This is a genomic window from Saccharomonospora piscinae (genome assembly GCF_005862235.1).
Lineage (GTDB): Bacteria > Actinomycetota > Actinomycetes > Mycobacteriales > Pseudonocardiaceae > Saccharomonospora > Saccharomonospora piscinae.
Window position 1 is genome coordinate 893,789 of record NZ_VCEK01000001.1, and the last position, 21,331, is coordinate 915,119.

Below are 21,331 nucleotides of genomic sequence, written 5' to 3' on the forward strand. Positions count from 1 at the left end.
CTGTACGGCGACAAGATGAGCCGTAGACTGAGACGTTATGCCCGGTCGGGACACCTACCACCACGGGGACCTCAGGCGCGCGATCATCACCGTCGCCATCGACGTGATCAGTACCGACGGCACGGCGGCCATCAGCCTCCGCGATCTGGCGCGCCGCGCGGGCGTCTCCCACGCCGCGCCCGCGCACCACTTCGGGGACAAGGCCGGGCTGCTCACCGCGATCGCCGTCGAGGGTTACGAGTTCCTGGCCGACTCACTGCAGGACGCGCTCAACAGCACACCGCTGCCGGTGGTGGAGCTGGGCGTGCGCTACGTCAGCTTCGCGGCCGAGCATCCCGCGCACTTCGAGGTGATGTACCGGCCGGATCTCTACCACCGCGACGATCCCGAACTGCTCGCCGCCAAGAACTGGACCCGGCGCGTGCTGCGCGCCGGTGTCGCCGGTGCGCCGAGCGACGCCCACGACACCGGCGACACCATCGTCGAGGCCGACGCGCTGGCGGCGTGGTCGATGGCGCACGGTTTCGCCACCCTCCTGCGCACCGGGAACTTCGAGGAGTTCCTCGACGACACCACGCCCATCGAACTGTTCCGGCGGCTCGCGCGGCGCGCCGCGCCGTTTCGCGACCTGGCCGACGACCGGCCCACGACGTGAACGCGCCGGACCGTCCATCGCGGCTCAGGCGCCGGTCAGACCGCGTTCGACCGCGCTGATCAGTTCCGGTCGCAACGCCTCGGGCGCGATCACCGCGTCGACCGAGCCCACTTCGACCGCGCGGCGGATGGAGTGGATGCCGTCGAACTCCGCCGCGACCTCACCGAGTTTCTCCGCCCGCACCGACGAGGTCACCTCCGCCAGTTGTTCCGCCAGCTCCGCACGCTCGTCGTCACCCGCGGTCGCGAGGCGCGCCTCCAGATCCCGCACCCGCTCGTCGGACGCGGTACGCGCGGCGACCTCACCGGAGAACACCACCGCCGCCGCGGGCGCGCCGCCGAGCACCGAGGCGTACGAGCCGTCCACGGCCAGCACGGTCATGTTGGGGTTGAGCGCCTTGGAGAACACCACGAACGCTCCGCCGTGGTAGCGCGAGATCACGCAGAACACGATCGGGCCCTCGAAGTTGACGATGGCACGACCGATCTCGGCGCCGTACTCCAGCTGGAGCTCGCGCATCGACTCCGGCGAGCCGTCGAACCCGGAGAGGTTGGCCAGCACCACCAGCGGCCGGTTGCCGCTGGCGGTGTTGATCGCACGCGCGACCTTCTTCGACGACCGGGGGAACAGCGTGCCCGCGGTGTAGGTGTCGGGGCCGTCCGTGGGGGGAAAGCCCCGGCGCGGCACCGACCGGGACTCGATTCCCACCAGGCACACCGGCCACCCGCCCAGGTGAGCGTCTTGCACCACGGCGGTCTCGGCGTCGGCCATGCCCGCCCACCGCTCCAGCACCGGGTGGTCGGCGTCGGCGACGGCGCGCAGCACGGTGCGGATGTCGAACGCCTTCTTGCGGTCCGGGTTCTTCTCGCTGGAGAAGATCTCCCCGACGGTTGTGAAGTCGCTGTCCACCACGTTGTGCGGGTGGTCGCGGACATCGCGGTCACGCGGGTCGGTGGTCCCGGCGCGACGCGGCCCGGTCTCGCCCGGCGCGACGTAGGTGTGGTCGTAGTGGGACATGAGCACGTCCCGCGCACCGGCCAGGTGCGGCGCCCAGTACTGCGCCTGGCCGTTGGGCCCCATCACGCGGTCATAGCCGCCGATCCCGAAGTTGTCCTCGGCCGACACTCCGCCGGAGAAGTCGAGCGACTGCTTGCCGGTGAGCACCATCGCCGAGTCCGGGGTCATCACGAGGATGCCCTTGGTGTGCATGAGCATCGTGGCCTCGGCGTTCCAGTACGGCTGCGCGCCGACGTTGATGCCGGCCACCACGACGTTGATCTCGCCGCCGTCCTGGGTGAACTCGACGATGCGCTTGAGCGCGGCGGCCACCCAGTCCATGTTCTCGGTGCCGGAGTCCATCGCGATGCGGGCCCCCGCCGACAGCGCGAACCACTCCACCGGCACGTTCAGGCGTTCGGCGAGGTCGAGTGCGGCGATCACCCGGGCGCACTCGGGCTCGGCCAGCGCACCCAGCGCCTTCGTCGGATCGCCCAGCAGCACCACGCGGGTGACGCCGTCCGGATGCCGCTCGGTGGGTGTGGTCACCACGCCCGCGACGAGGCCCGCGGTGTTGCCGCCTCTCGGCCGGTCCACCGGGACGAGCGTGCGATCGGCACTCAGGTCGTGCTCGACGAACGTGCCCTCGGCACCCGTGAGCAGGTCCAGCAGCTCGTAGGGGTAGACCGTGCGGCGGCGCCGGGCACGCAGGACCTTCTGTCCGTAGGCGTCGAGGGGCCGGATCACCTCGGTGGAGGGCTTGGTCATCCGCACTCCGACACCCGATCCGGGCGAGTGGGTGATCGTCACGGCCGTCTCCCGCGCCTCGCCGGTGGCCGGGTCGCGGCGCCTGCCGAGGAACTCGACCTCCTCGACGCCCGCTCCCGCCGTGGTGGGCACCACGCGCCGCGCGACGGCGCGTAGCTCGTCGGTGGTCAGCTCGCTGGTCGGCCAGACATAGATCACGACCCGGTTGGTGTCGAGCCGTTTCGTCGCGGGCCGCCGCCCCTGCTGTTCCCGGATCGCGTCGAGGCACGCGGCCAGGGTTCCCTCCAGGGAGGGCAGCGCCAGCAGGCGGCCCTCCGAGTCGCGCAGCGGCGTGAGGTCACGAACCTGCGCCATGGCCACGAACCGCTCGTCGGCGGGGTTGCCCGGGGCCACGCACCGCACGAGGTGGACCTCCTCGTCGGCCGACGGCAACCGGGTGAGGTCGAACTCGCGCAGCCGGCGCAGGCGCAGGCGCTGCGCGATGAGCGGGTGCAGACCCCGGATCAGCCGGTCCTCGGCGAGGCCCGCGCCCGAAGGACGGAACGTGAAGTGGTGGTGCATGACCGCTCCGCCCCGGCCCGCGACGGTCGTGGTGACCCGGCGTACCGGCCCCGGCAGCGGCACCTCGGTGAGCGCGGCGAGCAGCTTCGCGGCGGCGTTGTCGTCGTCGGCCAGCTCGTCCGAGGACGACAGGTACAGATCCACCACCAGGCCCGTTGCCGCGGGTGTTCCGTCGGTGGCCTCGGCGACCGCGCGCAGCGCCTCGGTCAGCCGTGCCGGGTCCGCGGCGGTGGACACGAGCCGCACCGACTCGCTGTCGGAGTCGTAGTCCGCCGTGACGCACGAGAACTCGCCGACGCGGTGCACGCGCACGTTGGCCAGCGACCGGTCGCGGTAGTACCGACGGGCCATGACCTCCAGCAGCGGGCCCAGGTCGGCATCCCGGCGATGGATGCGCTGGCCGAGCACCCGCACCAGCGGTTCGGCACACGCCACCATCTCGGCGATCCGTTCGGTGCGGTCGGCCGAATCGGGGTGGGCGTCGAGGTGGCGCAGGTGCGAGCGCACCCCGGCATAGATCTCGGCCCGCCTGCGGCGCAGCATCGGCTGTGCGAACCACCGGAACACCACGCTGCGCGCCAGGTCGGCGACCCACGGGAACCGCACCTGGGTGGCGACGATCAGGTGTTCCAGTACGTGCCCCACGGGTTCGCTCAGGGCCTGCTCGGGCGCGGGCTCGCTGAGCCACTGCCGCAGCAACGCGGTCACCACGCCGACGTCGGTGGCGGCCCGCTGCTGCGCGCAGAACAACCGGAAGACCGCCTCCGTCAGCTCGGGGCCCGGTTCCAGATCCGTGACGCCGTAGTGGCCGAGCGCCCGCGAGAGCCTGGTCTGGAAGACCTCCGACAGGCCGGCCCGGTCGACGTCGAGGCTCTGCAGGTAGGTGTGGAAGTACTCCCGCGGGCTGTGGACCCGGATGTCGGCCGCGCGCTCGCCGTCCACGAGCCGGTTACGGCTCAGCTCCGAGAGATCGGCGAACATCCCGAGCAGCGTGGACTCGGCCTCCACCGGGCGGTCGCCGAGTGCGACGAGATCCGCCCGCGCGGCGAGGTAGCCGTCCAGCGCGCGGCTCTCGTCGTGGGGGTCGAGGTCGTAGCCCAGCAGTCGGCTGCGCAACTCGGCGCGGGCCCGCGCGGCCCGCTCGCGTGCGCCGGTCTCCGGCGTCCGGGCGGGCAGTTCGAGGTCCTCGCCGCACTGCACCGCCGCCGCGCCCGCGTCGGCCTCGCCGTCGTCGAGCGGCTCCAGTCGCAGCAGCGGCGCGCCCGCCTCGACCTGACTGCCGATCGACACCGGGCGTTCCCGCAGCACCGCGCGAAACGGCGCGCGCAACACCGTTTCCATCTTCATGCTCTCCAGCACGAGCACGGGGGCGCCCTCGTCCACCTCGGCGCCGACCTCGACCGGGGCCGCCACGACCAGCGCGGGCGCGGGTGAGCGGACCACGCCGCCCTCGTCGCGGCTGATGCGGTGGACGGTGCCGTCGACATCGACGACGTGGACGGGACCGTGGGTGCCCGTGACGAACCGGTACCGGTGCCCGTTGACGACCAGCTGCCCGGTGGCGGCGTCGTACCGGTCGATCTCGACGTCGACGCCGTGTGTCGTGGCGCCGTCCTCGATCGCCACACCGAAGTGGCGCGGTCCCGTCCGCGCCACGGTCACCCGGTAGCCGTTCCCCCGCAGCTTCAGCTCCACGGTGTGGCTTCCCGCGTGCCGCACCTGAGGGCGCCCGCCGTAGGCGGTGGCGAGCAGATGCTGCTGTTCGGCACGCTCGGCCTCGGTGTAGGCGTCGAGGGCCGCCACGGCCAGCGCCACCCCCGAGTGCCGGGTGGCCCGCAGCCGTCCCTCGCCGCGAACCCGGTCGATCCAGCCGGTGTCCGCGCTGGCATCGATCACCTCGGGCGCGTCGAGCAGGTCCAGCAGGAAGCTCTTGTTGGTGGTCCCGCCGTCGATGAGCACGCGCGTTCCCGCGACCGCCCGCCGCAGCCTCGCCAGTGCCTCGTCGCGGTCCCGCCCGTACGCGATGATCTTGGCGATCATGGAGTCGAAGTCGGCCGGGATCGTGTCGCCCTCGCTCACACCCGTATCCACGCGGACACCCGGCCCCGCCGGAAACGCCAGCAGGCTGATCCGGCCCGGAGCGGGCGCGAAGTCCCGGTCGGGGTCCTCGGCGTTGAGCCGTGCCTCCACCGCGTGCCCCCGCTCGGGCGGTTTCTCGCCCTCCAGCGTGCCGCCCGCGGCCACGTGCAGCTGCGCCTTCACGAGATCCATGCCCGTGGTGGCCTCGGTGATCGGGTGCTCCACCTGAAGGCGGGTGTTGACCTCGAGGAACGCGAACAGGCGCTCACCGGGGTGGTAGAGGAACTCGACGGTGGCGGCGCCCCGGTAGCCCACCGCGAGCGCGAGCCGCTCGGCCGACGCCTTCAGTTCGGCGGTCTGCTCGGCGGACAGCAGCGGTGACGCCGACTCCTCGATGACCTTCTGGTTGCGCCGCTGCACCGAGCAGTCGCGCACGCCCAGCGCCCAGGCCGAGCCCTGCCCGTCGGCGATGACCTGGACCTCGACGTGCCGCGCGCCGGTGACCAGCCGTTCCAGGAACACCACGCCGCTGCCGAACGCCCGCTCGGCCTCGCTGCGGGTGCGTTCGTAGGCGTCGGTGAGCTCGGCCTCGGACGACACCACGCGGATACCGCGCCCGCCACCCCCGGCGGTCGCCTTGAGCATCAGGGGATAGCCGATGCGCCTGGCCTGCGCGTGTGCGGCGTCGAGGTCGTCGACCGGGCCCCGGCTCCACGGGGCCACGGGGACGCCAACCTCCTCGGCCAGCAGTTTCGCGCCGATCTTGTCACCCAGCCTGCGCATCGCGTCGGCACTCGGGCCGACGAAGGTGATGCCCAGCCGGTCGCACAGCTCCGCGAAGGCCGGGTCCTCGGCGACGAACCCCCAGCCGACCCACGCGGCGTCGGCGGCCGTGTCCCGCAGCGCGCGTTCCAGCGCCGCCATGTCCAGGTACGGCCGCGCGGAGGCGGGACCGAGGCAGTACGCGTGGTCGGCCTCCCTGACGAACGTGGCGTCCCCGTCGGCGTCGGTGTAGAACGCCACGGTCTCCAGTCGCGGCCCGCCCTCGGCGTTGCGCTCCCTGACGGCGTGGATCAGCCGCATGGCGGCCTCTCCGCGGTTGACGATGGCGACCCGACGGAACACCAGAGATCCCTCACCCTCCAGGCGGCGACATGAAACGGCGCGACCACCAGCGGTGGCCACCCTGCCACTCTCGCCGTTGCGGCGACTGCGGGGAATGATCGGACTCACCACGTCCCGTCACGGGAGTTTGTAGGGTTCCACCAAAACCGGCGCGACCGGAGGTGAGCGTACGGCCGTCAGGACCCGGCGTCCGCGATCGCGGTGACGGGGGCCGGGGGGCTCACGCGGGGGTGAGCGCGGGCTCGGCGGCCGGGGCCTGCGGCGCCGTCGCGCTCCTCCGGGCGAGTTCCCGCAGCACGAGCGCCGCCACACCGGTGACCAGCAGCGTGACCGCACCGGCGAGCAGCAGCGCCTCCTGCGGCCCCAGGTGTTCGGACAGCCAGCCGAGGGCGGGCGCCCCGAGCGCACCCGCACCCCCGGCCACCGTCCCCTGCACCGCCAGCACGCGGCCCCGCATGCTCTCGGCGGCGTCCAGTTGCAGGCGGGTGCTCTTGACGGTGTCGATCACCACGGCACCCGCCGCGATGGGCAGGAGCATCAGCGCGAACCCGACCATGCCGGGCACAAGGCCGCTGACGGCCTGCAGGACGCTCGTCGCCGCCGCCGTGGCCAGCAACACGGGCATCGTGTACGCCGAGATCCGCGCCGCGGCCAGTCCGCCGAGTACCGTGCCCACGGCGAACACGGCGGACAACGTGCCGTAGCCCGCCGGTCCCGCGCCCAGCGGTCCCTCGGCCATCGCGGCCATCGTGACCTGGTAGTTGCGGCCGAGCGAGGACAGCACGAACCCGAGCGCGAACAGCACCAGCAGCACGTGCTGGGTGCGCAGGTAGCGCAGTCCGGCCCGCACACCGGCGAACTCGGGCGTGCTCACGGCCAGCGGGTGGAACTGGGCGGGCCGCATCACCAGGACCGTGACGATCACGGCCGTGAAGCTCACCGCGTTGAGGCAGAACAGCAGCGCCTCGCCCAGCAGCGCCGCGAGCACACCGGCGAGGCTCATGCCGAGCACCCTGCCCACGGAGTTCACCACCGAGTTCCACGCCAACGCGTTGCCCAGATCGGAGCGCGGCACCACCTGGCTCGCGAACCGGCCCAGCGCGGGCCCCTCGACCGTGCCGACCAGCCCCGCCGAGGCCGTGAGTCCGAACAGGACGGGTAGCGGCAGCCCGGCCCACACGGTGAGGGCCAGCAGTAACGCGATGAGCACGTGCAGTGACTCCGCGACGACGATGATCCGGCGCGGGGACATCCGGTCGGCCAGCGCACCGGCCCAGGGCCCGCACACCATGGCCGGCAGCGTGGACAACGCCACGGAGAGTCCCACCGAGGTGGCCGAACCGGTGCGTTCCATGACGACCCAGTTCAGCCCGAGCACCTGCATCCACGTACCGGTGACCGACACCAGATCCGCGGCGGCCCACAGCCGGTAGTTCCGGTTGGAGAACGCGCGCAGCATCGGCGGCAGAGTTCGCCGCAAGATCGTTCAGTCCTTCCGCGAGACGGAGCACGGCCCGTACCCGCGTCGGGGCGGCGGGGAACACGACGTCGCCGGTGTCGTGGAAGAGCCACCGAGCGTCGCCACGCGACACCCGGCGGCCCCGGGCGCTCTCACGCTACCCACCGGCTCTCGGCCCCGTCCTCGCCGCGACGGTGTGGCGGTGACAACAATCAGGTTTGAACCGGTGCTCTCCGGATCTTTCAGAACGATCTACTACGGACAGTCGCGTTAGTACTTTCCGTGGGCAGTCGCGCACGGAAGGCCGCCGACAGCGAAAAGGGCACGGCCGCGAATCGCGACCGTGCCCTGCTCGTCCGGTGCCGGCGCTCTCAGGTCTCCCGTCGGCGCCCCTCGCCTGTCTCCGTCGTGTCCTGCTCCACGTCGAAGCGCTCCTTGCGAACCTCGCCCGACACGGTCTCCTGCTCGGTGACCCGCTCCTTACCGAGCCGGACCTTCTCCACGGGTTCGGTCTCCTTGGTGACCTTCGCCCGCTCGCGGTGCAGGGTCACCTCCTGCTCCTCTTCGCCGATCCGGCCGCCTTCGCCCCGCTCGGCCTCGCCCACCGGCTCCCGTTCGAGGCGGACCTCCTCGTGGGAGACGGGCACCGTGACCTGCTCCTCCTCGGTGACCACGTACTTGCGTAGCCGCACCCGGCCGGTCTCCACATCCTCGGTGCGCGCGTGCAGGTGTTCCTCAGAGCGCACCATCGGTTCGCCTTCGGCCGGTCCGGTGGTCCCGGGGGTCCCCGCTGTCCCGGTCGCACCGGCGGTGCCCGCTGTCCCTGCCGCGCCGGCGGTGCCCGCTCCTGCCGCGCCGGCCATCCCCGGCCTGGGCTCGGGCTCGCCACGCGGCTCGACGCCCTCGCGCATGCCGGTGTCGCGTGCCGTGCCGCCGTGCTCCTCCGGCATCGCCGCGCGAGGGGCCGGCAGGTCGTAGTGCCGGTACAACTCGGCACTCTCGGTCCCGGTGAGGTCGGTGTCGGTGTCGGTGCGCGGCGCGTCCGAGACCTGGTCCTTGGACACCGAGACGTGGACGCCGTCGGCCTCCATGTGCGCACCCTGCAACGGCACGAAGCTCTCCTTCATGCCGAAGAGGCCGGTGCGTACGGTGACCCATTCGGGCTGCCTCGACTCGTCGGACAGGTACACGGTGCCGACCTTGCCGATCTTGCGGCCGTTGGCGTCGACCACCGCGTTGTCGACCAGCTCCTCGGGGCGCAGTGGGGTGGCCATCGCCGCCTCCTCTCGCATTGGTGACCTGTGTCCCGTGACCCCCTGACCCTCCAGGCTTCACGGGACACCGAGGGCGAAACTCGCGCACCGGGCCAATCACCCACAAGGGTGGGCGACACCCGAGCGTGGTCACCTCATGCGAGTGCGGCGAAGGCCACCTTCGCTGCGTCTGACGCAGTCAAGGTGGCCTTCGCCGCACCTAACGCAGTAAGGGTGGCCTTCGCGGCACCAGCACGCGGCGGCGCGTCAGCCGCCGGTGGCGGCGTGCCCACCGCCGCCGTGACCGTGATAGCGGTCGATCGCCTCCTGCGCGCCCTCGGGCATGCTGCCGTCCTCGTTGCGGACCAGGAAGACGCCCGCCATGCCGTCGTCGGAGTGGAACTGCACGTGGCAGTGGTACATCCAGGCCCCGGGGCCGACGCCCTGACCCGCGAGGACCTGGAAGCCGAAGGCGTCACCCGGGTTGAGGTCCCTGGTGTCGATGACCCGGCTCGGGTCGTCCGGGCCGTGCAGGTAACCGGTCCGGTTCTCCGCCCAGCGGTGGGCGTGCAGGTGGAAGGTGTGGAAGTTGTTCCCGTGCCCGATGGCGATCCACTCCACGCGCTCGCCGTGGTTGGCCTCCAGGATGGGCACGTCGGGGGCCATCTTGTTGTTGATGGTCATGTCGTTGAACACGACCGTGAACTGGCGGTCGGGCACGATGTCGCCCTGGCGGCGCACGACCAGCGCGCCGTAGAGCCCCTTCGCGATGCCCTCGGTGCCGTGCTCACCGCCGAGAGCGTGGTCGTGGTAGTGCCAGTACCCGGCGCTGCCGGGAATCCAGAACCCGTCGGGCCCCTCCGAGGGCTTCTTCGTGCGCCACTCGTAGAAGCGGGTCTCGCCGGGCTCGTTGAACGAGTCGTTGAAGGGACTGCCGTCGGAGTCGGTGCTGTAGTCGACACCGTGCGGGTGGATCGACAGCCGCCGGTCGGTGTTGTTGACCAGTTCGATCTCGAGGGTGTCGCCCTCCCACATCTCCAGCACCGGACCCGGGACGGTGGCCTTGCCCGGTTCCAGCCCGTAACCGAAGAGCCCGCTGGGCAGTTCCTCGGCGTAGATCTTGATGCGCCGGTACTCCCCGCCGTCCGTCTTGCCCTTGCCGGGCTTGGCCGCCGCGGCAGCGGGGGCACTGCCCAGTGCCGAGGCCGCGACGGGAGCGACCACGCCGGCGGCGGCGCCGGCGAGCATCGAGCGCCGGGAGAGTTGCCCGGGCGAGGTGGACCGAGTATGCCTGCCAGTCATGGTCTACGCCTCCAGCGAGAACGGTTGCTGCGGAGACGTTAAGCACTTAAGACTCGCGCGTAAATATCTAAGGTCAGGAAAGTCCAACTTCTGATGCTGCAAAGCAGAAGTGTTAGACCGTTCGGCGGAGGGCGCACCCGCGTCCGGGTCAACGACGCGACGGGGCCGCGAGTCTGCCCGACCCGCGGCCCCCCGCCTCACCACCGTTTCACACCCGGCCGAAAGCGCGCTCCTGCCAGTCCCCGACCGCCGACGCGGGCAGCGCCTCGGCGAGCACGGCCATCCGATCGACCGCACCCGTCAGCCGCTGCCCGCCGCCCTGGTCGGCCGCGAAACGCAACTCGCGCGTGGCGCAACCGTCGATGCCCCCGTCCGGCACTCGTGCCGAACCCGCGCGTTCCCCGTCGACGTACACGGTCACCTGACCGTTGTCACTCATCGTGACCACCAGGTCGACGAAGCGGGCCTCGGGCACCACCGCATCGGTGGTGACGTTGCGCCCGGCCCCGATGAACCGGACCTGGTTCGACGGCGTGAGATCGATGAGGACGCCGTCCGTGCCCGGATCGCCGCTGGGCTGCGAGTCGAACAGGCGGCGGTAGGTCCCCGAGGAGCTCACCTCGACCTCCGCCGCGAACGTCGCCTCCTCCAGGAAGCCGAGGGTCGTCGGCTCGGAGGCCAGGTACGTCCCGCCGTCCAGCGCCAGCGCGCTGCCCGTGGGGCCGTCCCCGGTGTAGCCGCCCGCGCCGGCGACCCGAGCGTCCCGTCCCCGGCCCGAGGCGTCGGCCACGGTCTCGCCCTCCTCGGGGTCCCAGGCGACGAGCGTGTCGCCGTGCTCCGGTGGCGTACATGGCGGCAACGGGTCGATGTGGACGGTCGTGCTGCCCACGGCCTGCCATCCGTCCCCGCGCAGCACCGCGCGCAGGCGATGCCGGTCCTGTTCCGCACCGGCCGAGGGCACGACCTCGAACGTGACGGCCCGGCTCTGCTCCCGGTGCACCGGCCGCAGCCGGTGCCGCTCGGGTGTCACCGACCAGCCCTCGGGCACGTCGAGCCCCAGGGTGGCCGCGGGCACGGTGCGCTCACCGGCCGACACCACGGCCTCGACCTCGAACGGCGTCCCGTCGTCCACCCGGTCCGGCGCGGCGACGGCCACCTCGGCGAGAGTGGTGACGACGTAGGTGTGCCCCTCCCGCGCGTCGAGAGTGAGCTCGCCGCCCTCCGAACGGACCTCGACGGGACGTCCCGTGGCCTCGTCCACCACCCGGAAACGCCCCTCGGCCAGGGTGCTGCGCACCGTCAGCGGTCCCGAGCGACCCGCCTGGAGCGCGATCCGGGTCGGCGTCCCGTCGGCCCAGTCGACGTCCACGGTGACGTCACCCCGGGCGCGCAGGCCGGTCACCGACCCGGTGCCCCAGTCGCCAGGCAGCGCGGGCAGGACGTCCACGACCCCGCGATGGCTCTGCACCAGCATCTCCGCCATCCCGGCGGTGGCACCGAAGTTGCCGTCGATCTGGAACGGCGGGTGGGTGTCCCAGAGATTGGGCAGCGTGCTCTGCTTCAGCAGTTCGGACAGCATCCGATGCGCGTGGTCACCGTCGAGCAGCCGGGCCCAGAAATTGATCTTCCACGCCTTGCTCCAGCCCGTGCCCCCGTCACCCCGCGCCCGCAGCGACGTCTCGGCCGCCGCCACGTACTCCGGGTTCGCGTACGGGTCGATCTGGTCGCCCGGGTGCAGCGAGAACAGGTGCGAGACGTGCCGGTGCTCGTTGGCCGGGTCGTCCCAGTCCTCCTTCCACTCCTGCAACTGGCCCCACGAGCCGATCCGCAGGCCCGGGTCGAGCCGGTCGAGCGTGTCCGCCAGCTCCGCCCGGAAGCCGCCGTCGTCGTCGCCCACCCGCTCGGCGGCCTCGGCGGTGTTGGACAGCAGGTCCTGCACGATCTGCTGCGACATCGACGCCCCGGCCGAGAAGTCGCCCTGCTCCGGCGAGTAACTCGGATTCACCACCAGTGCACCGTCCCGGGGGTCGGTCACCAGCTCGTCGATCCAGAACCGCGACAGCGACTTGAGCATCGGGTAGGCACGCTCGCGCAGGAACTGCTCGTCGCGGGTGAACCGGTAGTGCTCGTAGTAGCTCTGGGCGAGCCACGCGCCCGCCTCGGGGAACCAGAACGCCGTGGCCCAGTCGTGGACTCCGGTGTAGCCGTACGGGGTGGTCTCGTTGTGGACCACCCAGCCCCGGTTGCCGAACATCTCCCGCGCCGTCACCTCGCCGGGCGGCACGAGCGAGTCCACGTAGTCGAACAGCGGCTCCGTCGTCTCCGACAGGTTCGTGACCTCGGCGGGCCAGTAGTTCATCTGGAGGTTGATGTTCACGTGGTAGTCCGCGCTCCACGGCGGTGAGGTCGAGTCGTTCCACACACCCTGCAGGTTCGCCGGCAGCGAGCCGGGCCGCGACGACGCGATGAGCAGGTACCGGCCGTACTGGAAGTACAGCACCTCCAGGGCCCGGCGATGGTCGGCGGGCAGGTCCCCGTCGCGGTAGCCCGCGAGCAACTCGTCGGTCGGCTGTCCCGGCATCCGCTGGCCGAGATCGAGCCCCACGCGGTCGAACAGCTCCCGGTGGTCGGCCACGTGTGCCGAGCGCAGCGCGCCGTAGCCCGCGGCCACGGCCGCGTCCACCCGCTCGGTCACGGCCGCGTGCGGGTCCTCGCCCCGGTAATCCGGGTAGGTGTCGGCGTAGTCGGTACCCGCGGCCAGGACGAGGGTCAGCGCGTCGGCGCCGGTGACGGTGACCGACCCGTCGGCGTTGTCGGTCACCGCACCGCCGTCGGCCAGCACCTGGATCTGGGCCTCGTAGCGCAGCCCGTTGTCGTCCAGCGCCCCGGCGAAGGTGATGCGCCCGTCCTCGGCGGTCGCGGACTTCGAGCGGTTGTCCGGCGCGGTGACACCCACGGTGAGGTCGACGGCACCGGGTTCGTCGGCGGTCAGCCGTCCGGCGATCACCTCACCGGGCGCGGAGGCGAAGTACTCGCGCGTGTGCCGCACCCCGTCGGCCACGTACGTCACCCCGGCGGTCGCGTCGGCGATGTCGAGATGCCGCCGGTAGCCGGACACGTCGCCGGGCGGTTCGGCCGCGCTCAGCGCCACCTCGCCGAAGGTCTGGTAGGCGCCGTAGCCCTGCTTCGGTTCCCCGAGCTTGTCCGCCACCCACTCGGGGTCAGCGCGCCGCTGCTCGTCGATGCGCTGCTGGACCTCCTCCAGCGCACCCGGCCGGGGGGCATCCCAGTTGCCGAAGTCGTAGCCGTCGGCCGAGCCGGGACCACCCGTCCACAGCGTCTTCTCGTTGAACTGGAGCCGTTCGGTCTCCACGCCGCCGAACACACCGGCACCCAGCGCGCCGTTGCCGACCGGCAGGATCTCCGACTCCCAGTCGGAGGCCGGTTCGTCGTACCACAGGGTCAGGCCGTCCCTGCCGTCCCCGCCGTCCGGCGACGTCGCCGTGCCGGTCTCGTCGGCGGGCTGGGCCGTGCCCACGGCGGGCATCGCCGCGACGACACCGGCGACGACGGCCAGTGCCGCCGTGGCCGCGGTGGTTCTGCGAAGAGGTGGTCTGGCACGCCGTACCCGTCCTGATCGTCCGATCATCACGTCCCTCGCGTTCGGGTCACCCCGCGCCGCGACGAACGCGATGCGGGGTTGCTCGTATGGTGCGGGTCACAGCGGAGGCTATAGATCGGATGTCTCAACCGTCAAGATCGCATCCGCCTCGACTGTTCCTCCCGTCATCCGAGCAAAGACCCGATGACCACCCTCGCGGGAACGCGGTTCAGCTGAAGTCGGTCGTGTGGCGCACCTCCAGATTCACGAAGCGCGGCTCCTCGGTGCTCAGCTTGCCCACGTTCTCCGCGAACCGCGCCGTGACCGGGTGAGCGGAGTTGGCCATCGCCGCCTCGCGGCTCGGGAACTCCACGATCTCGACGTAGGTGCCCGGCCGGTCGCGATCGGCCCCGACCACGGCCCAGCGAGCGGTCCGCTCGGCCCCGATGGCCTCCGCCCACTCCTGCGCGAGCCGCTCGATCTCCTCGATGCGGTCGGTGTGGAACTCGATCAGTTGCACGAACGCGCCCCGCTTCGTGTCGGCCACGGGCTCGTCGTGCAGGTCCCGCCGCACGGCCTCACGCAACTCGTCGCTCTCCGGGTGCCCGTGCACGTCCGACATGTGCCGCACGGCCGCCCGCACCAGCTCGTCCTCCTCACCACTCATGGTGAGCGTGCAGCCGGAGACGCTGGGTGTCTCCCGGCAGTCCACGTACTTCCTCGTCATCGTCAGCCTCCGTTTCCGCCTGTGTCGGCGCTTCTTGACTTTCCGCACCCTCGGGCGCACGGTCGAGACACACGCGCCCACCACGAGATGAACCACCCATGTACCTCCCGTTGGAGACGGTGCGACAGGTCGTGTCCGCTGTGGACGCCGTCGCCGAGATCGCGGACCCGGAATCCTTCCCCGGTGCCTGCCTGCCCTCCCTGTGCGCGCTGGTGGCGGGCGATGCGGTGGTCTACCACGACGTCGATCTGCACACGGGGAAGAACCACCACGTCGAGTTCCGGACGGTCCGGCCACCACCGGTGAACGGGTTCGCGCACCACGTCACGGTCACGGTGCTCCCGTTCGCCGGATTCCGCGCCACGATCGAGTTCCTCCGGCAGCAGCGCCCGTTCACCGACGTGGAACGCGGGCTGTGCGAGCTGCTGGGCGAACCGATCGCCACCACCCTGCGGAGGCTCCACGACGGCCACCCGCCCGTCCCGGGTGACACCGGGCTGACCCTGCGCGAACGCGAGATCGTCCGGCTCGTCGCGCTCGGCAGGACCAACGCCGCCATCGCCCACGAACTCGCTCTGAGCCCCCGCACCGTCGCCAAACATCTCGAACACGTCTATCGCAAGCTGCGTGTCGACGGCAGAGCCGCGGCGGTCGCGCGGGTCCTGGGCTGACCGCCGCGCCCGCACCGTCAGCCCTTGAGTTCGTACACGCGGTTGAAGTCGGTGGCGACCGCCTCCCGCGCCACGGTGAACCCGGCCTCCCGCCCCAGCTCACAGGTGCGGCTCGGCCCGGCCTGGTTGCCCAGCCCGTAGGCGGGTTCGGCGGACAGCCCGCTCGGCAGGCACACGAACATCGACGCTCCGGCCAGCAACCGGCCGAGCGGGTTCAGCGCCTCCTCCACGCTGTCCCAGCTCATCGGCTCCACGAGCATCACCGAACCGCCCTCGGCCAGAGCCGAACGCGCCGCGCGCAGGGCCCCCACGGGATCGGGCATGTCGTGCAGGCAGTCGAAGAACGTGATGAGGTCGTAGTCACCGTCGAGGTCGGCCGCCCCCGCGGTACGGAACGTGATCCGGTCCGCCACGCCCGCCTCCGCCGCGCGATGCTGCGCGAGCACGATCGAGGGGGCGTGGTAGTCGATGCCGACGAACGTGCTGTTCGGGTACGCGTCCGCCATGATGATCGTGGACGCGCCGAGCCCGCAGCCCACGTCGGCCACCCTGGCGCCCGCCGTCAACCGGTCCACCATCCCGGGCAGCGCCGGCAGCCACGTGCTCGTGATGTTGGCGAGGTAGCTGGGCCGGAAGAACCTTTCGGTGCCGAGGAACAGGTCGTCGTGATGCTCGTGCCAGCCCACGCCCTCGCCGGTGCGGAACGCCTCGGTGAGCCGGTCGAGGATGCGGGTCGCCGCCGTGAGGTTCTGGAACGCGCCAGCCAGATAGGCGGGGCTGTCCGGGTTCGTGAACGCCTCGGCCTGCTCCGGCGTCATGCGGTAGCGGGCGTGGGCATTGTCGGTCGTGCCGCCGGTCCCGCCGTCCGCGCTGCCGTCGTAGGTCACGTAGTCCGTGGTCGCCATGGCGAGCAGCCACTCGCGCACGTAACGCTCGACGAGCCCGGTGTCCTCGGCCAGCTGCCGTGCGGTCATGGGCCCGCCACGGGCGAGCGCCTCGAACAGCCCGAGCCGGTCGCCGAGCAGCGCCAGGGGAACGGTCATCGCGGCGCCGACGTCGGCCACCACGTGGTGTAACAGTTGCTCCAGGCGTTCCGGGTCGACGGCGGGGGCCTGCGCGGTCCCAGCAGTGCCGGACGCCGGATTGGTGGTGGTCATGGTGGGTCTCCTTCCGTCCTGCCTCCAGCGCACGCCTCGCGCCGGGCGGCGTCCATACGCACAAGCACGCACGGCGGACTCGCGATTGACCGGAGCCGTCGCGGGTAGGCCGTGTCCGGACGACAACCGGGCGCGCGGCGGCCGTGAGCCCCCGTCGCCCCGGACACCGAGGAGCTGCGATGGACCGTCTCGCCACCTGTCTCTGGTTCGCCGACGACGCCGAGACGGCGGTCCGGTACTACGCCACGGTGTTCTCCGGACTCCGGGTGCTGGAGACCTCGCGCAGACCCGACGGTGTCGCCCTCGTCGTCCTGTTCGAGCTGGACGGCCAGCGGTACATGGCGCTCAACGGCGGACCCTCGTACCACCTGACCCCGGCGGCGTCGATCTACGTACCGTGCGCCGACCAGGCGGAGGTGGATCGCTTGTGGGCTGCCCTGAGTGACGGCGGCACCGAGTTGCAGTGTGGTTGGCTCACCGACGCCTACGGGTTGACCTGGCAGATCGTGCCCGCCGAACTTCCCGCCCTGCTGACCGATTCCGACCCGGAACGAGCCGAACGAGCCCAGCGGGCCCTGCTGCCCATGCGCCGGATCGACATCCAGGTCATCCGGGACGCGGTGGCGCGAGAGTGAGGGACAGTGCTCGACAACGGATCGGCAACGCGAGTTCAGCAGACGGCGGGAACGCGGCGCATGGCGGGAAAGTCGGCCCGCGAGAGCTCCACGATCCGCGACAGCGTCGTGGGCGGATCGTCCAGGATCAGCCTGCGGGGCGCGATCCGCTCGGCGAGCGAGGCCAGCGCGTGTACTCCACCGACGTCGATGAACGTCAGATCGCCCAGCTTGAGGTGGAGATCCCCGTGGATCGGGACCGCGTCGAGCGCGATCTCGAACACCTCGCGGGAGGCGAGGTCCAGCTCGCCCTGGAGGCGCCAGCAGTGGGGATCTTCCATGTCGGCGTAGAGGCCCGACTCGATCCCGAACGCGGCCCGTTGCCGGATCGGGTGAACGAAAGCCAGCGCGGCGGCCGCCCTGCGGTCCACGAACCGCCCGTCGTAGCCGCACAGCAGCAACACCGGTGCGCGGGACACGAGTTCGTCGATCAACAGCTCCGAATGCACGAACCGGATCGCGTCATCCCGTCCCTGGACGGGGTGTGCCGAGTCGGCCGCCAGCCGCAGGCACCGGTATCCGGCCGACACCGCGTCCTCGGCGGCCTGGCGGACCCTGGCGAGCTGGGTGGCGACGGCGGAACCACCGACGACACCGCGGACCGGCGCCATCGGCAGCAGCGTCAGCCGCCCCGACCGCACCAGCTCGTCGCGTCCGGGCAGCAGGGCGAGATCCTCGGCGAGTTCGTCCTCGCTCTTGTCCGAGAGGTAGAGCAGCCGCTCGTCGCGGGCGACACCCTCACCGAGGTACGGGACCAGCACCTCCCGCCAGTGCTGGTTTCCGCTGTGGAACCAGCATGCGTGGTCGTGCCAGCCGTGCCCCACCGGCACGGTGAGCGTGCTTGTCCTGCGCATGGGACTCACCCTAGGCAGCTCCCGGGCAGGGAAACTGGGTCCTAAAGTCCCTCATTCACCGAGTATCTCGACGGCCGCCGGTTCTGCGGACCGTCCGCCGGAGCTGGACGATGCGGGCCGCCCCGAGCGCGGCGACGACGAGAGCGCCGGCTACGGCGGACAGCAGCATCGAGACCCCCAGCGGCAGCGACGCCCTGGTCCCGAGAAAGTGGACAGTGACAGGATCGGTGTTCTGCAGGATGAAGACGAGCAGCAGCGCCAGCAGGACGGCGGCCACGGACACGCCCACCCACAGGCCGCTGATCCGGGTGCGGTTCACCTTCGGAGAGCGGGTCGGCCCGCCGTTCGCGCCGGGCGCTGCGCCCTCGGCCGGAGTGCTCATGCCTCCATCGTCGCCGCCCCGCGCCCGTGCCGCCAGACGATCAACCTCACCGACCCGGCCGGCGTCCTGTCCGTCCACACGCGACGGGCCATCGCACGGCCCCGGAGACACTCAGGCGGGATCGTCGCTGCCGTCCGGGTTGCCCGACAGCATGATGTGCGCGGCCAGGTTCGCCGCCCTGGCCACCGCACTGTCCGTGCGCCGGACTCCCGGCATGGTGTCATCGGGTCGGGCGGGGCGGGGTTCGAGATCGCGCAGCAACATCACGAGTTCCCCACCGAGGCGGTCCACCGCGGCCCCGACCACCGTGGGCGTGGGCGCGACACCCGTGGGCGGCGTGTCCGGGCGCAACGCGGCGATCACCACCGCCGCGAGCTGCTGTGCCACACGCTGTGCGAGATCCTCGGCATCCGTTGTCGCCATGACATCCTCCCCCGACGGTTGTACGACAGGATCCTCCCCACGGGGCACAGCGGTGCAGAGTCGAAGGTCCTGGCGCCCGTGCCGCGAACTCAGGACGCGGAGCCCTCCGGGTCGGGCAGCGGCACCGTCCAGACGGCACGCACGAGGTCGTCGCGCTTGTCCACGGCGACCTCGCCGAGGGCGGCGGTGGCGAGGTCGCTCAGCTCGTCGGCCCAGGCGCTCGGGAGAGCGGCCGTGGCCTTCGAGCCCTCCGTTCGCTCCACCGTGAGATCCACGGCGAGCACGGTCCCGACATCCACGTCGAGCACGATGTCCGGCGCCGAGCCGAACTCGCGCGCCTCCCGCGCCAGCCTGCCGACCGCCTCCCGCACCACCCTCTCCACGTCGTGCCCCACCTGTTCCGGGACGAGCGTGTCGACCGCGCCGCCGATCCGCACGGACGGCACCGGTGCTCCCTCGGGCAGCGTGGACACGATGTCGAGCAGCCTGCGCCGCAGTCCGGTGCCCGCGCCACCAGTCGAGTGCAGATTGAAGATCGAGGTGCGGATCTCGCGCACGGTCTGGTCGAGCCGCCTCACCGCGTCCCCGATGCGCTCGGCGGCGTAGGGGTCATGCACCTGCCGCAGCACGCCGTGCAGGCCCATACCGGTGGCGAACAACCGCTGGATGACGCGGTCGTGCAGGTCCTGGGCGATGCGGTCGCGGTCGGCGAGCAACGTGATCGTGCGATCGCTGTCCTGCTTGTCGGCGAACTGGAGCGCGAGCGTGGCCTGGGCGGCGAACGAGGACGCCAGCGAAAGGTCGTGCCGCGTGAACGGCGCGGCGTCCTTGCCCCGCACGGCCACCAGCAGTCCCTGCACACCCTCGGCGCTGCGCAGCGGGCTCACGACGGTGGGACCGAACCGGCGGGTCAGCGAGGCCGGCAGCGCGGTCGCCGCGTCGCCGAGGTCGTCCAGCAGGGTCGGTTCGACCGTACGCAGCACGTCGGTGAGGACCGGTCCCGCGGCGAGCATCGCTCCCGCCTCCAGGTCCCGGACGGGACCGGACACCGCCCCCACGCCCAGCACGCCGTCGCCCTCGTCGAGCAGGACCACCGCGGCGTCGGCTCCGGACAGTTCCCGCGCGACCTCGGCGATGCGGCGCAGCGACTGACCCGGTGAGGCACCGGTCAGCAGCTCCGAGTTCACGGTGGCGACGGCCCCCAGCCAGCGCTCCCGCACCCGGGACTGCTCGAACAGCCGCGCGTTGTCGATCGCCACCCCGGCTGCGGCGGCCAGCGACCGCAACACGATCTCGTCGTCGGCGCGGAACTCCCCGCCCGTGCGCCTGCTGTGGACGTAGAGCGTGCCGAACACCTCGTCCCTGACCCGGACGGGCACCGCCAGCGCCGTACGCGACTCGGGGTCGCGCGCGGCGGGCACGGTCACCTCGCCGGGCTCCCGGGCCTGGCCGGGGACGTGGCCAGGGGCGCCGAGCTGGCCGAGTTCGCCGAGTTCATTGCCGTCGGCGTCGACGACCTCCGTGACGGTGTCCGGGCGGCCACCGTCGGGGTCGAACACGGTGAGCGTGCAGGCGCGTGCGTGCACCAGATCCAGTGCGGCGCGCACGATCCGGCGCAGCGCGACGTCCAGTTCCAGCTCGCCGCTCACCGCGAGCACCGCACCGAGCAGCGACTGCAACCGGTCGCCGGTCCGGGAGATCTCGGCGAGCCGGGTCTGCACACCGGACAGTAACTCGTCCAGTTTCAGCCCCGCGAGCTCCCGGATGAGCGGCCGGGACTCGTTCGCGTCGCGCTGCTTGCCTCCCGCGTCCGCACTGCTGGACATAGGCGGCGTGTACCCGGGTACGACGCCGCCAACCGGGCGTGCGGGCCCGGACCGTCACCGCGCCAGGTGGGCGGGCCGGTGCGTCACGGCCTCGATGTCGGTGGCCGTCGACTCCAGCAGCTGGTGTGACAGGTCGGCCAGCGCCCTCGCGACCGCGAGTTCGTCGCCGATCTCCGGCACGTCCGTGTCCCGGGGGTTGCGCCGCGCCAGCCCGGTACCGGTGCGGGTGGTGCCGTCGCCGTGACGGAGCAGGGCCTCCGCCCGGGTCTGCCCGTCGTGCTCGTCGATGACGATGTTCATCGTCCACGTCGTCGTGTGTTCCATGTCCTCCGCCTCCGCCCCGATCGTGTGCCGGGCAGGCGCCGTCGTGGAGGGGCTTTCGTCCCGAACCACCGCATCCGGCCGGTGGCGCGAGTGGCGCGCCACCGGCGAGGGCAGCACGATGGCAGCACGAACCGGCCGCGAGGAGGACACGTGAGCGAGCACCCCACCGTGACAGCCGTCGACGCCCTCGCCGCCGAGCTGCTGGACGAGGCCGCCGCCCACCGCGCCCGCCGCACCGCCCGCACCCTCGTGTCGGGCAACTCGCTGCGGGCCACGCTCATCGCGATGCTGGCCGAGGCCGAGCTGGCCGAACACGACTCACCGGCCGCGGGCACCGTCCACGTGCTCGGTGGTGAGGTGCTGCTGCGCACGCCGAGCCGCCAGTGGGAGCTGACGGAGGGCGACATCGTGGCGCTGCCGCCGGAACGGCACTCGGTCCACGCGCTCACGGACGCGACCATGCTGCTGACCGTGGCACTGCACTGAGACACCCC

The 21,331-nt window shown here is 71.8% G+C and carries 16 protein-coding genes; 4 read left to right on the top strand and 12 right to left on the bottom strand.

Features of this window, described 5'->3' with window-relative positions:
* The first annotated feature begins 37 nt into the window (after positions 1-37).
* Complete coding sequence (locus FFT09_RS04335) at positions 38-655, top strand: TetR/AcrR family transcriptional regulator (RefSeq protein WP_081190830.1); 618 nt, start codon at positions 38-40, stop codon at positions 653-655.
* 24 nt (positions 656-679) lie between these two features.
* Here FFT09_RS04335 and FFT09_RS04340 read toward each other — a convergent pair whose 3' ends face one another.
* The 6 genes from FFT09_RS04340 to FFT09_RS04365 all read right to left on the bottom strand — a co-directional run bounded on the left by FFT09_RS04340 (position 680) and on the right by FFT09_RS04365 (position 14,526).
* A complete protein-coding gene (locus FFT09_RS04340; protein ID WP_138381888.1) occupies positions 680-6,184 on the bottom strand; it encodes an ATP-binding protein in 5,505 nt (1,834 codons plus the stop codon).
* A gap of 220 nt (positions 6,185-6,404) precedes the next feature.
* The gene (locus FFT09_RS04345) at positions 6,405-7,643 is read right to left on the bottom strand and encodes an MFS transporter (protein WP_081190832.1); all 1,239 of its coding nucleotides are present in this window, start codon (positions 7,641-7,643) and stop codon (positions 6,405-6,407) included.
* A 371-nt stretch (positions 7,644-8,014) separates the two neighbouring features.
* Positions 8,015-8,917, bottom strand: a complete 903-nt coding sequence (locus FFT09_RS04350) for a DUF2382 domain-containing protein (RefSeq protein ID WP_081190833.1) — start codon at positions 8,915-8,917, stop codon at positions 8,015-8,017.
* 246 nt (positions 8,918-9,163) lie between these two features.
* Positions 9,164-10,198 carry a multicopper oxidase domain-containing protein gene (locus tag FFT09_RS04355; RefSeq protein ID WP_081190834.1) on the bottom strand — a complete coding sequence of 345 codons (1,035 nt, stop codon included), beginning with the start codon at positions 10,196-10,198 and terminating at the stop codon, positions 9,164-9,166.
* Between the two features lie 208 nt (positions 10,199-10,406).
* Positions 10,407-13,847, bottom strand: a complete 3,441-nt coding sequence (locus FFT09_RS04360) for a glycosyl hydrolase family 95 catalytic domain-containing protein (RefSeq protein ID WP_138381889.1) — start codon at positions 13,845-13,847, stop codon at positions 10,407-10,409.
* 181 nt (positions 13,848-14,028) lie between these two features.
* The gene (locus tag FFT09_RS04365; RefSeq protein ID WP_081190836.1) at positions 14,029-14,526 is read right to left on the bottom strand and encodes a DUF1059 domain-containing protein; all 498 of its coding nucleotides are present in this window, start codon (positions 14,524-14,526) and stop codon (positions 14,029-14,031) included.
* A gap of 98 nt (positions 14,527-14,624) precedes the next feature.
* On the opposite strand from FFT09_RS04365, the gene FFT09_RS04370 reads away from it, so the two are divergent.
* Entirely contained in the window at positions 14,625-15,197 is a 573-nt protein-coding gene (locus FFT09_RS04370; RefSeq protein WP_024874460.1) for a helix-turn-helix transcriptional regulator, read from the top strand.
* 17 nt (positions 15,198-15,214) lie between these two features.
* Here FFT09_RS04370 and FFT09_RS04375 read toward each other — a convergent pair whose 3' ends face one another.
* The gene (locus tag FFT09_RS04375; protein ID WP_081190837.1) at positions 15,215-16,354 is read right to left on the bottom strand and encodes a class I SAM-dependent methyltransferase; all 1,140 of its coding nucleotides are present in this window, start codon (positions 16,352-16,354) and stop codon (positions 15,215-15,217) included.
* Between the two features lie 179 nt (positions 16,355-16,533).
* On the opposite strand from FFT09_RS04375, the gene FFT09_RS04380 reads away from it, so the two are divergent.
* Positions 16,534-16,989: a VOC family protein gene (locus FFT09_RS04380; RefSeq protein WP_081190838.1), complete on the top strand. Its 456-nt coding sequence runs from the start codon at positions 16,534-16,536 to the stop codon at positions 16,987-16,989.
* A 35-nt stretch (positions 16,990-17,024) separates the two neighbouring features.
* Here FFT09_RS04380 and FFT09_RS04385 read toward each other — a convergent pair whose 3' ends face one another.
* From FFT09_RS04385 to FFT09_RS04405, 5 genes are all read right to left on the bottom strand, one after another.
* Positions 17,025-17,882, bottom strand: a complete 858-nt coding sequence (locus FFT09_RS04385; protein WP_081190839.1) for an MEDS domain-containing protein — start codon at positions 17,880-17,882, stop codon at positions 17,025-17,027.
* Between the two features lie 55 nt (positions 17,883-17,937).
* Entirely contained in the window at positions 17,938-18,264 is a 327-nt protein-coding gene (locus FFT09_RS04390; protein ID WP_081190840.1) for a lipopolysaccharide assembly protein LapA domain-containing protein, read from the bottom strand.
* Positions 18,265-18,375: 111 nt separating this feature from the next.
* The gene (locus tag FFT09_RS04395; RefSeq protein WP_081190841.1) at positions 18,376-18,687 is read right to left on the bottom strand and encodes a hypothetical protein; all 312 of its coding nucleotides are present in this window, start codon (positions 18,685-18,687) and stop codon (positions 18,376-18,378) included.
* Between the two features lie 89 nt (positions 18,688-18,776).
* On the bottom strand, positions 18,777-20,513 hold the full coding sequence (locus FFT09_RS04400) for a GAF domain-containing protein (protein ID WP_138381890.1): 1,737 nt from the start codon (positions 20,511-20,513) through the stop codon (positions 18,777-18,779).
* A gap of 54 nt (positions 20,514-20,567) precedes the next feature.
* Positions 20,568-20,837: a DUF1876 domain-containing protein gene (locus tag FFT09_RS04405; protein WP_024874467.1), complete on the bottom strand. Its 270-nt coding sequence runs from the start codon at positions 20,835-20,837 to the stop codon at positions 20,568-20,570.
* A 150-nt stretch (positions 20,838-20,987) separates the two neighbouring features.
* Here FFT09_RS04405 and FFT09_RS04410 point away from each other — a divergent pair, with 150 nt between their 5' ends.
* Positions 20,988-21,323, top strand: coding sequence for a cupin domain-containing protein (locus tag FFT09_RS04410; protein ID WP_081190843.1), 336 nt, complete (start codon positions 20,988-20,990; stop codon positions 21,321-21,323).
* Positions 21,324-21,331 lie beyond the last annotated feature (8 nt).